The sequence below is a fragment of the Bhargavaea cecembensis DSE10 genome (assembly GCF_000348905.1).
Classification (GTDB): Bacteria; Bacillota; Bacilli; order Bacillales_A; family Planococcaceae; genus Bhargavaea; species Bhargavaea cecembensis.
Window position 1 is genome coordinate 16,285 of sequence record NZ_AOFT01000027.1, and the last position, 14,176, is coordinate 30,460.

Genomic DNA, 14,176 nt, shown 5'->3' on the forward strand with positions numbered 1-14,176 from the left:
TTAATGAAAGCATTAAGGTAATGGGGGATAAAAAATGGTCAGCCAAGAGTCGAAATTAAAAAAAGTCCTGGGCTTAGGGGATGTTATGGGCATTGCAGCAGGACAAATTATCGGTGCAGGGGTCATGTCCCTGACAGGTATTGCAATCGGAATGACAGGGAGCGGGGTCACTTTGGCGTTTATCCTGTCTTCCATCATAACGATTTTCACGATACTGCCGATTGCTGTGATGGGTTCCGCAATGCCGACAACAGGAGGGCTCTATCGATATACGAGCCGGCTTCTCTCTCCAAAGTTGGGGTTCTTCTGGATGCTGCTGTTTATTTTGGGCAACTTGACGATTGCCATGTACGCAATCTCATTTGCCGATTATCTTCAAGGACTTGTACCCTCCATCCCGATCATGCCCGCAGCATTTCTGATCCTCACTGTCACCTTCCTTACCAATATTGCAGGTGTGAAATTTGCAGCGATTGTTGAAAAATACATGGTCATCATCTTATTGCTTGCACTATTGATTTTCGCTTTCTGGGGAACTCCTGAAGTGAATGATTCTGTGTTTAACGCAAATGATATGCTGCCAAACGGAATCGTTGGATTCTTTACTGCGGTTGCATTGCTGTCTTTCGCCACAGGCGGTGCACAAGTGATCGCCGAACTGGGCGGGGAGATGAAAAGGCCGGGCAGGGACATTCCGTTAACCATTCTGGTAACGACGATTGGCGTCGGAGTTTTATATGCATTCATGGCAACCATAGCGGTTGGTGTTTTGCCGATCGAGACTGTCGCCAATCAACCGCTGACTGATGTTGCCCGGGCGATTTTGCCGGAACCGCTATTCTTATTCTTCATGGTCGGTGGTGCCATGTTTGCACTGGCAACCACATTAAACGCAACATTCTCATGGGTCACAAAAGGATTGCTGGTCGCCTGTGAAGATGGATGGCTGCCTAAATCACTCGGAAAGGTCAATGAACGATTTGGAACGCCGCATTGGCTTCTGACTGTGTTTTATATCGTCGGACTCATTCCGATTATTACCGGATTATCACTCGGAACCATTTCAGCACTGGGAACCGGGGTATTCCTGCTCGCGAATATCATCCCTATTGTCGCAGCCATCCAATTACCTAAGAAATATCCTGACGCATACCGGAATGCACCGTTCAAATTACCACCAACAGCATTGAAATTCTCAGTGGGCATGGCTGTTCTGCTACTGTTCGTCCAAGGATACTTCCTGTTGACTTCATTATCGGTCAAGTACTTGATCGGAACCCTCGTTTATATGGCAGCTGCAGCACTTTACGTCATCATTGTGGGCAACAGTCGAAAAATCAGCAGGAAGGACGATTTCAGCTCTACTACGGATTCGATACAGAATGATCCGAATGGCTTGGTGCCTTCCCAAGGGAAAGCACCGACCGCAACAGAAGTATGAAGGAGGAATCGGAATGCCGGCACAAAGAAAGATGAAATTGGGAGCAATTATTCATGGCGTGGGCGGAAATATTGCGGGCTGGAGACATCCCGACATGCAGGCGGATGCCAGTATCAGCCTGGAATTTTATAAGCAGCAGGCACAGAAGGCCGAGGAAGGAAAATTTGACCTGGTCTTCATTGCAGACGGTTTATATATCAACGAGAAATCGATTCCGCATTTTCTCAATCGTTTTGAGCCTTTAACTATATTGTCCGCGCTGGCCGCGGTCACTTCTCACATTGGCCTTGTCGGAACTGTTTCCACTTCATATAGCGAGCCGTTCACCATTGCCCGGCAGTTTGCTTCACTTGACCAGATTAGCAATGGGCGGGCCGGTTGGAATATCGTCACTTCCCCGCTTGAGAAAACCGCTTTGAACTATAGTAAGACAATCGAAGAACATCCCGGTCACGCACAGCGGTATCAGATTGCATCCGAATATGTAGAAGTGGTAAAAGGGTTGTGGGACTCCTGGGAGGACGATGCGTTTATCCGTGACAAGGAAACGGGAGTGTTTTTTGATCCTTCTAAAATGCACCAACTAAATCATCAAGGGGAATTTTTCTCTGTCCAGGGCCCTCTTAATATATCGAGATCCAAACAGGGCCATCCTGTCATTTTCCAGGCGGGATCTTCTGAAGACGGAAGAAATTATGCAGCAAAATATGCGGAAGCCATTTTTACAGCCGGTCCGACGCTGGAAGCTGCCCAAGAGTTTTATCAGGACGTGAAGGATCGGGCCGAAGCTTTGGGCAGAAATCCTGATGAGATTGCAATCATGCCGGGAATATCGCCGATTATCGGTGAAACCGATGAAGATGCAGAGCGCAAATATCAGGAAATCGCCAACTTGGTATCCATCGAAAAGGCACTGGACTACCTGGGACGCTATTTTGAGCATCATGATTTCTCGCAATATCCGCTGGATGAAGCATTCCCGGATGTCGGTGACTTAGGGAAGAACAGCTTCCAGAGTCATACGGATCGAATCAAACGGGAGGCCAAAGAACAGAATTTGACACTTCGGCAGGTTGCATTAAGCGAGACCACCCCTCGAACTCCTTTCATCGGAACTCCAGAAAAAGTGGCGGATCTCATTCAAGAATGGTTTGAGAAAAAAGGGGCAGACGGATTCATCTTTGCTTCAGCCGGACCGCATTCTCTAGATACATTTGTGGACCATGTTGTTCCTATTCTTCAAAGACGGGGCATCTTCCGTGATGATTACGAAGCTGATACTTTGCGTGGTCATCTGGGGATTCCTTTTCCTCAAAACAGATATGCCAAAGAGATGGTTAACCAAAAATAAAAGTGATTCCGCTTTCCGCCGGCAGCCGTTCTGCAGAAAAGTCTGAAACTTCCTGTTGACTTTGCCTGCGGCTCTGCTATACTGTTCCTCAAGCTGAAAAATTCATAATGTTGTTTCTTATCAAGAGAGGTGGAGGGACTTGGCCCTGCGAAGCCTCAGCAACCAGCAAACCGCGGTTTGTATGGTGCTAATTCCGGAGGGACGGAACCGTCCTGAAGATGAGAAAACAGTCAGGCAACAAAGCGTATATGCGCTGCGGTCGGGCTCTTCTCTCATTCTTTCCATGGGAGAAGGGCCTTTTTGCATTCCTCATCCTTTCCGGAACTTTTTCAGCGGAATCCGTCAACCCGAATCCCCAGTTCAAAGCGAAAGGATGATCAACATGACCGAAATCGTCATCATCTCAGGCAGCCCGAATGCCGCGTCCCGTTCGGAGCGCGTGCTCGGCTATATTGGCGGGCTGCTTGAAGACAAACACTTTACCGTTACCCATCTGAGTGTGCGGGACATCCCCGCAGAAGTTCTCTTCTCCGCCGACTTCAGCCATCCGTCCGTGTCCGATGCTGCCGGAAAGGTCCGCAGAGCAAAGGGGGTCATTGTCGGCTCCCCTGTCTACAAGGCGTCCTACTCGGGCGTTCTGAAAGCCTTCATCGACCTTCTGCCGCAGGATGTGCTGGAATCAACGCCCGTCCTTCCGCTCATGACCGGCGGCAGCCCGGGGCACCTGCTCGCACTTGAGTATGCGCTGAAGCCGCTCCTCTCCACGCTGAAGGGGCATGCCCTCAAAGGCATTTACCTGACAGATGATGTGATCGATAAGAACCTGGACATCCCGGTTCTCGACGGAGATTGCCTCGCCCGTGTGGAAAAACAGACCGCCTACTTCGCTGAGCTTGTCCGCAGGCAGCACAGCCGGACGCATGCCTGAACTAAACGGAAGGATGATGACGATGACGAAAAAGCGCATTTACCTGAACGCCTTCGAGATGAACACCCCCGGCCACCAGTCCCCCGGCCTGTGGGCGCACCCTGATGACCAGTCCCACCGGTACAAAGACTGCGACTACTGGATCGAGCTTGCACGGATCCTTGAAGAATCCCGGTATGACGCCGTGTTCCTCGCCGATGTGCTCGGCACATACGATGTTTACGGAGGATCACGCGATGCAGCCGTTCGCCAGGGCGCACAGTCGCCGGTCAATGACCCGAGTCTTGTCGTCCCCCTCATGGCCGCCGTCACCAGCCATCTCGGCTTCGGCGTCACCGCATCCGTCAGCCATGAACATCCGTATACATTCGCGCGCCGCATGTCGACACTCGACCATCTGACAAAGGGGCGAGTCGGCTGGAACATCGTCACCTCCTACCTGAAGAGCGCCGCGCTGAACATGGGACTGGACGATCAGGTTTCCCACGATGAGCGCTATGACATCGCCGACGAATACCTGGAAGTCTGCTACAAGCTATGGGAAGGCAGCTGGGAGGACGGAGCGGTAAAGGTCGATAAGGAAAACCGTGTGTACACGGATCCCTCAAAAGTACACGACATCGGCCATGAAGGCAGGTATTTCAAGGTGCCGGGCGCCCATCTTTCCGAGCCGTCCCCGCAGCGGACACCGGTGCTGTTCCAGGCCGGCGCATCGTCGAAGGGCCGGGCGTTCGCCGGCAGGCATACCGAACTTGCCTTTATCGGCGCACCGACGAAAAACGCAGCCAAGCAGACCGTTGCCCGGCTCCGGGAAGCGGCGGCCGGAGCCGGGCGCGATCCGGAAGAGGTCAAGATCCTGACCCTCATCACGCCGGTCATCGGCCGGACCGAGGAAGAAGCGCGTGCAAAGCTTGAAGAGTATCAGTCCTACATCTCTGACGAGGGTGCGCTTGCCCTGTTCGGAGGCTGGACAGGCGTCGACCTTTCCGGCGCCGATCTCGATGCCGGCGTTGAATACGTCGAAAATGACGCCATTCGCTCCACGCTCGAGACATTCACGAAAATCGATCCCGAGCGCAACTGGACGATCCGCGAGATCATCAAGTCGATCGGAGTCGGAGGCATGGGCACTGCCGTCGTCGGCACACCGGAGCAGGTTGCGGATGAGCTCGAGGCGTGGGCCGATGAGACCGGAGTGGACGGGTTCAACATCGCCTACGCCCTCGCACACAGGACCTTCAAGGAATTCGGCGAGTGGGTCATCCCGATTCTCCAGGCACGCGGCCGCGTGCCGAAAGAATACGAAGGGACTTCACTACGCGACAACCTGTTCGGCAAAGGCGACCGCCTGCCTGCCCATCATCCCGGCAAGCAATTCAGCCTGAAGCCGGAGACCGTCTGACATACAGCAAAGCCCCGAACCGGCTCCGGTTCGGGGCTTTTCCGTCACTCAGCGGCACGGATCCGTTTCCTCATCTGCCTGATCGTCTCCAAGTGGAGGGCTTCATAGTAAAACGAAAACAGCAGCGTCTCTCCGGCCATGCGGAACGTGAGGCCCATCCGATTGGTGAACGGTTCGGGAAGCGGCTCGTCCAGGCGTCCGGCCCGCAGCTTCTGCAGCCGCTCCGTCTGGGTATCCAGCGCTTCCCGGATGTCGATGAGCGTCGGGGGCGTGCCGGCCCATTCGGAAGGCTTCGTGCCCGCGGCAAAATAGGTCCTGTATTCTTCCGGGAGTTCCATCTCCTCGCCCGCGACTTCAAGGGCGAGCCGTTCCTGGATAAACAGGATATGCCCAAAATTCCAGTGGATGCTGTTGCGGTACCCGTCCGGGACAATGGATGTGATTTCCTCGGGCGTATCGTCCAGGCACTTCAGTGTCAGTTCACGGACCGTCTGCATATGGCGGAAAATCAGATCTTCCAACCGGACCCCTCCTGTCAAAAAGGGCCGCCCGGATCCGGACGGCCCGTCTGTATGAACTTATTCGCCCCCGGAAGCCGGAGTTCCTCCAACCGCACCCGTTTCCCGCATGCGGCTTCCCGGATCATACCAGTCCATCAGCCGGTCGGCATCCGCCTCATCGATGTGTCGGATCGGTGCTTTGCTCGGCATGACGCCCGACTTGAATGAAGCGGTAACGGTCGCGACATTCCGCCGCTTCTGGAAGATGGTCTGACGCTCCTGCATGGATTGGACACGCTTCCTGAATACGTAGACCGTATGCAGGGTGAATTCACGCCAGCGGACGGTGAGCTGGCGGCCCGTAACTGCCCATCCGGCCGAACGGTGCTGCCAGAGCCCCGCCAGGATGATCACCGGAATGATCAGCAGCGCAAGCAGTCCGTACGGGAACAGGAAGTAACCTGCCGCCGCGACCAGCGGAAGCACCCAGAAAAAGTCCAGCCGGTAATAAAACGGTCGGGACCGCTCCGGAATACGGTTCAGTTCCGCAGAGGTATCGATCCCCGGGAACAGCTCGGCCAGCATGCCGTTTACCTCCCGCTTCCTGACGAGCGGAAACAGCCCGATGGCAGCGCCCCCTTCCTTGGCATTGCCGCCGGCGCTATGGACCTTGACCGACACATAGCCGAGCATCTTCTGAAACGGGTTTTCGCTTACACGTACCGCCTGGATGCGCTTGAGCGGCACCGTGACCCTCTTTTTCTCAAGGAGCCCCCTTGAGATGAACAGATCGTCCCCGTCAAACGAGACGGTGAATCCGTAGAATCCCAGGTACGTCCAAGCAACCGACAGCACCCAGCCGATCAGCATCAGTGCCAGGACCGCTGCGGTGACCATGAAGACGCCAAACCGGATAAATGCGACCACTTCATCGTAGATGGCCTCGTACGGCAGGATATCGGAGAACTGCGACAGGAAGATGGCAATTCCCGAGAAGATGATCCCGATCCTTCCGGAGAACGTCGCCAGGAGGAAAATCTCTTTTCTCCCCATCCGGAACAGCGTTTTGGCTTCTTCCTCCGGTTCGTCCGGCAGGGCTCCGATCCCTTCCCCGCCGCCCTCCGGCACTTCCTGTGCACCCGTGCGGCGGCGGCGCTTCGCTTCGGAAATGACCGCGCTTACCCGGTCCGCCTCCTCGCACGTCACGGCCGTCAGGTCCGCCTCCGACCCTTCCAGGACGGATGAGTTGCCCGCTGTCTCGATTTTCACTTTGACGAGTCCGAACGGCCGGTGGAGAACCCCTTCCGTATAGTCGACGCTCTGGATCCGCTCAAACGGGATGTAGCGCTTTTTCTTTACAAACAGCCCGTGCTCGATCCGGAGCTCCCCGTCCTCGAACCAGTAGACGAACCGTTTCCATTTGATATAGCCGGCAACTGTCGTAAAGATGATAAACGCGCCAAAAATCAGGAGTGTCAGGTTATCCAGCCAGAAGTTCCCCGACCGCTCCCGGCCGATGCCGTTTGCCACGACCACGACAACGAGCGGGATGATCGCTTCCTTCAGGGTCTTCAGGAGTTCGATGACGGCCGTGACCCAGTGCAGCCTGTTTTTCTCAGACATCATCTTCCGCCACCCTTGCGAGCACGGAAATCCGGCTCCTCAGCTCATCAGCCTCATCCATCATGAGCGCCGGGATCTCGTGATTGGTCGCAGCCGTCGAGACGGTGATGCCCGAAAGGCCGTATTTCCGGAGGATCGGACCCTGGCTCGTGTCGACATGCTGTACCCGGACCATCGGCACGAGCGTCCGCTTTACGATGAACAGTCCGTGCTGCAGTTCAATCTCCGTTTCCCGTACCTCGTAACGCCAGCGCTGCCAGCGGATTTTCGGAAACAGGAAAATCAGCAGATACGCCGCAAGAAGCACTGCCGCGCCGGAAACCATATAAATCCAGATTGGGCCTTCGAATATGTATGCCAGTACACTTGCCGCAATTGCCGGAACAAGGACAATCAGCGTATAGAAGATCCCATGGATCCTCCAGACGGTGAGTCCCTTTTCCGAGATGCGGTTTGCCGGTTCTCTTCTCATCCGGTTCACCCCTTTTCTTTCTTTCTATTGTATACGGAAAACCACGGGAAACGTTTCATTAATTCGGTGAATTAGGGGGCTCGCGCTTCGGAATATGCGATTTGTCACTTTCAGGGTGTGATTCGTCACTTTCAGACGCCGATTCGTCATGTTCAAGGAGCGAATCGTCACTTCCAACTCCCCAATCGTCACTTTAGCCAGGAGCGCAAAAAAAGAACCCGGAAAGCCATGTCGGCTTTCCGGGTTCTGTGCATGTCTTATCGGTTGCGCGGGCGTCCGCCTGGGCGGCGTCCGTCACGACGGCGGCTGCTGTCGCGGTTGTACCCGCCACTGCGGCCTGAGCCGCTGCGGCCTTTGTAGCCGCCGCTACCGCTGCGTCCGCCGCCGCGGTTTCCACCGCGGAACGGAAGCGGTTTTTCTTCCGTGATCTTGACCGGCGTGTCGTCCGGCTCGCGTGTGAGCGATTTGATCGCTGCTGCGACGAGGTCAATGGCTTCGTTGTCCTTCAGCATTTCTTCTGCAAGGATGCGGTAGTCATTGAGCTCGTTTTTCTCAACGAGTTCCTTCAGCTGGCTGACGGCAAGCTTCTGCTGGCCGGCCAATGCTTCGTCCTCGGATGGCGGGCGAAGGGGGGTCATGCGCTTTTTCGTCGTTTCTTCAACCGTGCGGAGGTAACCCATCTCACGCGGTGTGACGAAAGTGACGGCAACCCCGCTCTTGCCGGCACGGCCTGTACGGCCGATCCGGTGGACGTAGCTTTCAGGGTCCTGAGGGATATCGAAGTTGTAGACGTGTGTCACGCCCGAGATATCAAGTCCGCGGGCAGCAACATCAGTTGCAACGAGGATATCGATTTTGCCTTCTTTGAACTGGCGGAGGACCGACAGACGTTTTGCCTGAGTCAGGTCGCCGTGGATGCCTTCCGCAAGGTAGCCGCGGAGGTTGAGTGCCTGGGCCACTTCATCGACACGGCGCTTCGTGCGTCCGAAGATGATCGCGAGTTCCGGCGTGTGGACGTTCAGCAGGCGTGTGAGTGCGTCGAACTTCTCGCGTTCCTGTGCCTTCACGAAGAACTGCTCGATGTTCTCTACAGTCATTTCCTTTGCCTTGATCCGTACTTCGGCAGGGGACTTCATGTAGTTGTCCGCAATTCTGCGGATCGGGCCAGGCATCGTTGCCGAGAAGAGAAGCGTCTGGCGCTCGGAAGGGACGTTTTCGAGGATTGCGTTGATGTCCTCGATAAAGCCCATGTTCAGCATCTCGTCCGCTTCGTCGAGGACGAGCGTCTCAACACCGTGAAGTTTCATCGTGCCGCGTTTGATGTGGTCGAGGATCCGTCCTGGTGTACCGACAACGATCTGCGGGCGGTTGCGCAGCGCGCGGATCTGGCGGCCGATTTCCTGTCCGCCGTATACGGAGAGGATGCGGGCGCGTTTGCCGTAGCCGATGCGGTAGATTTCTTCGGATACCTGGATGGCGAGCTCACGGGTCGGCGCAATGATCAGCGCCTGGATGTCCGGGTTCTGCGTATCGATCTTTTCGATGATCGGAACGCCGAATGCCGTCGTCTTGCCCGTACCTGTCTGTGCCTGGCCGATGACGTCCTTGCCTTCCTGTGCAAGCGGAATCGTCTCTTCCTGGATTGGTGTCGCCTCTTCAAACCCCATGCGTTCGAGTGAAAGCTGTGTGGAGTCACTGATGTTCAGATCAGAAAACTTTGTCAAATGTGTCAATCTCCTTATCCTTCATGTGATCATTGGATCCATTTTCAAATGAAGTCCGGCATGCCGTGCCGTTTCGGAGTTTTTCAGTGTTGCCCGCCATTCCGCGGCAAGGCAGTGCGCTCGAAAAGTTCCGGTTGCTGCCGGGCGGTCCGACCGGAGAGGAACACGCCCTTCAACCGAACCGTTTCAAAAAAAACAACTCTTCCTCAAAAACGCGAAGAGTTCCCGTTCAAATGTATCCAATAGTTAGCAGTATATCATGGCACGGCTCTTCTTGCAATGAAACCGGCGCGGGCCAGTGCCCGCGGGTTCATTGATGATGTCCGGACCGGTCAGGGAATCCGGTTTCGGACTTGCGGCATTGCAATCAGATTCAGTTTCCCGGTTCCGGATTTGCAGCGCCAAAACCGGACTTAGCGCACTGGCTCGCGGAATGGCACCGATGCACTTGCGGTTTCAGATCATGCAGGACCCTGCTTATAATGTGTCCGCCAATTCCACAAAGATACGCTCAAGCGCCATTCCGCGCGAACCTTTCAGCAGAATCAGCGGAGCATGGCCAAGCCGGCTTTGAAGCTTTTCGGTGATCGGGGCGAGATCTTCCCCGCTCCAGACAAGCCGGTCCGCCGGGAATTTTCCTTCGAGCTTCCGGAACAGGTGCTCCATCCGGGGACCATACAGGCAGACACCGTCGAAATCTGCAGGATCCAGCTCTTCTTCCAAGCTCTCATGGGCCGGCACTTCCAAGGCGCCGAGTTCCAGCATATCGCCCAGCACGGCCCACTTTTCATCGCGCAATTTTGAACTTCTGACAAATCCGAGTGCGGCGCGTACGGAAGTCGGCGCCGCGTTGTAGGCGTCGTTGATGAATAGTGATCCTTGCGGGCCTTCCACCGTCTGCATGCGCATGCCGGTCAGTTCGACCGACTTCAGCGCTTTCCGGATCTGCCCGTTATCGAGCCCCGCTTCCCGCCCGATCAGAATCGCGGCAAGCGCGTTTTTTGCCTGGTGGGCGCCGAGGACGGGAATCGTGAACGCTCCCTCAGCCAAACCTTTTGTCCGGAATAGGCTTCCCTCTTCCGACGGTTCGACCGACAGGAGGCGGAGGCTGCACGTCTCCCCTTCCCCGAACGGCACAGCCGCGCCTTCCGGAAGTTTCGCAATGTGCGGTTCGAGCAGCGGCTCGTCGCCGTCATAGAACAATTTCCCGCCCGGCTGGAGGCCGTCGGTGATTTCGGATTTGGCCTCTGCGATCCCTTCACGCGATCCGAGGTCCTGCATATGCGCCTCGCCGATGTTCGTGATGATGGCATACTTTGGCCGGGCCAGTTCGGAAAGGAAGGAGATTTCGCCAAATCCGCTCATGCCCATCTCAAGCACCGCGTACTCTGTGTCTTCCGGAAGCGACAGGATCGTGAGCGGAAGTCCGAGCTGGTTGTTGTAGTTCCCTTCCGTTTTTCGCACCCGGAAATACGGGGAAAGCGTGCCTGCGACAAGGTCTTTCGTCGAGGTCTTGCCGTTCGATCCGGTGATGCCGATGATCACCGCATCCAGTTCTTCGCGGTACCTGCGGGCCATCTGCTGGAGCGCCTGTTCCGGGTCTTCCACGAATAGCACCGGCAGGCCGTCCGGCGCTCCCGGAACCCCTTTTTGCCAGAGGGTCGCAGCAGCGCCCTTGTCGAACGCCTGCTGCACGAACCGGTGACCGTCCGCCTGTTCCCCCTTGAACGGGATGAACAGATCGCCTTTTTTCAATGTCCGGGTGTCGATCGAAACGCCCGTCACGGCGGCACCGCCGCCTTCTGCATGCGGCAGGCCGAGCCAGTCCGCAATTTCATTCAGTGTTCGTTTCATAAAAAGGATTCCCTCAATCTTTGTTCATATTCAATGACTGTTTTTCCTGATAGCGCTCGAGCGCCAGACGGATCAGTTCCTCAAGCAGTTCCGGATAAGTCATGCCGGAGTTCTGCCAGAGAAGCGGGAACATGCTGGTCGGCGTGAAGCCCGGCATCGTGTTGACTTCGTTGATGAGGACATCGCCTTCCTTTGTCAGGAAAAAGTCGGCACGAACAAGGCCGGAACAGTCGAGCACCTTGAACGCCGCCTTTGCCGCGCGCTCCATCTCATTGGCCGCTTTTTCCGGCACGTCCGCAGGGATCGTCAGCACCGTGTTCCCGTCCATGTATTTGGATTCGTAATCGTAGAAATCGGAAGCGGAGCTGATCTCGCCCACGACCGAGCATTTCGGCTCGTCATTGCCGAGAAGGGCCATTTCGATTTCGCGGGCATCGACGCCCTGCTCGATGATGACTTTGCGGTCATAGCGCAGCGCTTCCTCGATCGCCCCGATCAGGCTCTCGCGGTCGGAGGCTTTCGAGATGCCGACGCTCGACCCCAGGTTTGCCGGCTTTACAAACACCGGCCAGCCGAGCCTTGACTCCGATTCGCCGAGGATGCCGTCCCGGTTTTTGTTCCATTCGCTCCGGATAAAGTGGACATAAGGCACCTGGTTCAGCCCTGCCTGGGCGAACAGCTGCTTCATGACGACTTTGTCCATGCCGGCAGCGGATGCAAGCACGCCGTTTCCGACATACGGGAGATCAAGCACTTCGAGGAGACCCTGCACCGTGCCGTCTTCCCCGTTCGGACCGTGAAGCAGCGGGATGACGACCGGCGGCGCGTCCGGCGTCTGCGCGGCAAGGGCGGCAATGCCGTCCGTGAGCCTTGCCGGCGCGTTCGTCCCATTTTCTCCGATCATCAGGTCGGTGACGTTTTCGGCCGGCCCTTCAAGCAGCGGCCCGGGACGCCATTCACCCTCCGGCGTGATAAATACCGGCGTGACATCATACCGGCCAAAATCAAGTGCATGAGTGACGGCCCGTGCGGTCGAAAGCGACACTTCATGCTCCGCGGACTTTCCGCCGTACAAAAGAAAGATACGATTTTTCATGGTTAACCTCCATGTCTCGGATACTATCAGTGTAGCACGCGGGAGCCATCCCGTTACAGGAGCCCGACGAAAAAACATGCTAGCGTAATCTTGATGAAACATTTTCCAGCATGGGGCGTCCTTTAATGACGGAAGTCAGACAGGCAATCGGCACCCGTATGCGGTATAATGGAGCGTATTGCCGAAACCATTCTGTGAATCTTTGAAACGACCGGGTGATCAACCATGAAACTGAATAATCGGGCGTCAGACCGCTTTGACTGGACGCTGGCGTTTATCCTGCTGCTGTTCCTCATCGTCAGCACCGTCGCCATCGCATCCGCGCAGACGACCGGCCAATATAATACAAATTTTGTCCCTTCCCAGATCCAATGGTATGTCGTCGGGGCCGTCATCATCGCCGTGATGATGTATTTTGATCCGGAGCAGTACAAAAAAGCTGCCTGGATCATCTATGGGGGCGGAGTATTCCTCCTGTTCCTGCTCTTTATCCTTCCCGAAGGAATGGAGCTCGTCGCCCGGCGCAACAACGCGAAAAGCTGGTTCCACCTGCCGGGGCTCGGCAGCATCCAGCCTGCGGAGTTCATGAAGACCTTCTATATCATCGGGGCGGCACGCCTCATCACGATGCACAACGAAAAGCATTTGAACCGCACGAAAGAGACGGACCTGCTGCTGCTCGGCAAGATCATGGCGCTTCTGGTCGTCCCTCTGTTCTTCATCATGGAACAGCCGGACCTCGGAACGGCACTCGTCTTTATCGCAATCACGGCTGCGCTGATCCTCGTCTCCGGAATCACCTGGAAAATCATCGTTCCGCTGTATGCGGGAGCGGCGGCATTCGGCGCACTCCTGATCTGGATGGCCGTCTACATGCAGGACTTCCTCGTGAAGACATTCGGCTTCAGCGCGTACCAGTTCGCAAGGATCTATTCCTGGCTGGATCCGTACGCCTATCCGTCCGATGAAGGCCGCCATCTGATCACATCACTGAATGCGATCGGTTCCGGCATGATCGGCGGCAAAGGGTTCCAGGGCCGTGAAGTGTATGTGCCGGAAGCCCATACCGACTTTATCTTCTCGGTCATCGGCGAGGACTGGGGCTTCATCGGCGCAAGCCTCGTCATCAGTCTTTACTTTATCCTGATCTATCACCTGACACGGACAACGCTCCAGCTGAAGGACCCGTTCTCGACGTATGTATGCACAGGCATCATCGCCATGATCACGTTCCACGTGTTCCAAAATGTCGGCATGACCATCCAGCTCCTGCCGATCACCGGAATTCCGCTTCCGCTCATCAGCTACGGCGGCAGTTCCATCATGGGCAACATGCTTGCCCTCGGGCTCGTCTTCAGCATGAAGTTCCATCACCGGACCTATATGTTCTCTGCAGATCCGGAGGAATAAACACAAAAGCGCAAGCGCCCGTTTGGCAACGTACAAATTGGAGCACTTCGCAATGAGATAAAGGAAACACGGTGAGGAACGAACCGGTGTTGACTGATCGTAGTGGAGCAGTGAGAAGTTTGCCAGTTGCTGGGCGCTGGAGCTGGACGGAACAAAAGCGCAAGCGCCCGTTTGGCAACGCACAAACTGGAGCGCTTCGCAATGAGATCAAGGAAACACGGTGAGGAACGAACCGATGTTGACTGATCGTAGTGGAGAAGTGTGAAGTTTGCCAGTTGCCGGGCGCTGGAGCTGGACGGAACAAAAGCGCAAGCGCCCGTTTGGCAACGTACAAACTGGAGCACTTCGCAATGAGATCAAGGAAACACGGTGAGG

Annotated in this window: 11 protein-coding genes and 1 riboswitch; of the genes, 5 read left to right on the plus strand and 6 right to left on the minus strand. The window is 55.8% G+C overall.

Annotation, left to right across the window (positions count from 1 at the left end; genetic code table 11):
* Positions 1–34 precede the first annotated feature (34 nt).
* The 4 genes from C772_RS15475 to C772_RS15490 all read left to right on the plus strand — a co-directional run bounded on the left by C772_RS15475 (position 35) and on the right by C772_RS15490 (position 5,122).
* The gene (locus C772_RS15475; protein ID WP_008301471.1) at positions 35–1,441 is read left to right on the plus strand and encodes an APC family permease; all 1,407 of its coding nucleotides are present in this window, start codon (positions 35–37) and stop codon (positions 1,439–1,441) included.
* A 13-nt stretch (positions 1,442–1,454) separates the two neighbouring features.
* A complete protein-coding gene (locus C772_RS15480) occupies positions 1,455–2,792 on the plus strand; it encodes an LLM class flavin-dependent oxidoreductase (RefSeq protein WP_008301472.1) in 1,338 nt (445 codons plus the stop codon).
* A gap of 114 nt (positions 2,793–2,906) precedes the next feature.
* A riboswitch (SAM riboswitch) is annotated at positions 2,907–3,017 on the plus strand.
* Positions 3,018–3,174: 157 nt separating this feature from the next.
* Positions 3,175–3,720, plus strand: coding sequence for an NADPH-dependent FMN reductase (gene ssuE, locus C772_RS15485; RefSeq protein ID WP_035002666.1), 546 nt, complete (start codon positions 3,175–3,177; stop codon positions 3,718–3,720).
* 22 nt (positions 3,721–3,742) lie between these two features.
* Positions 3,743–5,122, plus strand: a complete 1,380-nt coding sequence (locus C772_RS15490) for an LLM class flavin-dependent oxidoreductase (protein ID WP_008301474.1) — start codon at positions 3,743–3,745, stop codon at positions 5,120–5,122.
* Between the two features lie 44 nt (positions 5,123–5,166).
* Here the strand turns inward: C772_RS15490 and C772_RS15495 are convergent, their stop codons facing one another.
* The 6 genes from C772_RS15495 to C772_RS15520 all read right to left on the minus strand — a co-directional run bounded on the left by C772_RS15495 (position 5,167) and on the right by C772_RS15520 (position 12,391).
* Positions 5,167–5,643: a DinB family protein gene (locus C772_RS15495; RefSeq protein WP_008301476.1), complete on the minus strand. Its 477-nt coding sequence runs from the start codon at positions 5,641–5,643 to the stop codon at positions 5,167–5,169.
* 57 nt (positions 5,644–5,700) lie between these two features.
* Positions 5,701–7,245, minus strand: a complete 1,545-nt coding sequence (locus C772_RS15500; RefSeq protein WP_008301478.1) for a PH domain-containing protein — start codon at positions 7,243–7,245, stop codon at positions 5,701–5,703.
* On the minus strand, positions 7,238–7,717 hold the full coding sequence (locus tag C772_RS15505; RefSeq protein WP_008301480.1) for a PH domain-containing protein: 480 nt from the start codon (positions 7,715–7,717) through the stop codon (positions 7,238–7,240). Before C772_RS15505 ends, C772_RS15500 begins: the two co-directional genes overlap by 8 nt.
* 257 nt (positions 7,718–7,974) lie before the next feature.
* The gene (locus tag C772_RS15510) at positions 7,975–9,441 is read right to left on the minus strand and encodes a DEAD/DEAH box helicase (RefSeq protein WP_008301482.1); all 1,467 of its coding nucleotides are present in this window, start codon (positions 9,439–9,441) and stop codon (positions 7,975–7,977) included.
* 477 nt (positions 9,442–9,918) lie between these two features.
* Positions 9,919–11,295, minus strand: a complete 1,377-nt coding sequence (locus C772_RS15515) for a UDP-N-acetylmuramoyl-tripeptide--D-alanyl-D-alanine ligase (RefSeq protein WP_008301485.1) — start codon at positions 11,293–11,295, stop codon at positions 9,919–9,921.
* A gap of 13 nt (positions 11,296–11,308) precedes the next feature.
* The gene (locus C772_RS15520) at positions 11,309–12,391 is read right to left on the minus strand and encodes a D-alanine--D-alanine ligase (protein ID WP_008301487.1); all 1,083 of its coding nucleotides are present in this window, start codon (positions 12,389–12,391) and stop codon (positions 11,309–11,311) included.
* 225 nt (positions 12,392–12,616) lie between these two features.
* Between C772_RS15520 and C772_RS15525 the strand changes: the two genes are divergently transcribed.
* Entirely contained in the window at positions 12,617–13,801 is a 1,185-nt protein-coding gene (locus tag C772_RS15525) for an FtsW/RodA/SpoVE family cell cycle protein (RefSeq protein WP_008301489.1), read from the plus strand.
* Positions 13,802–14,176: the final 375 nt, after the last annotated feature.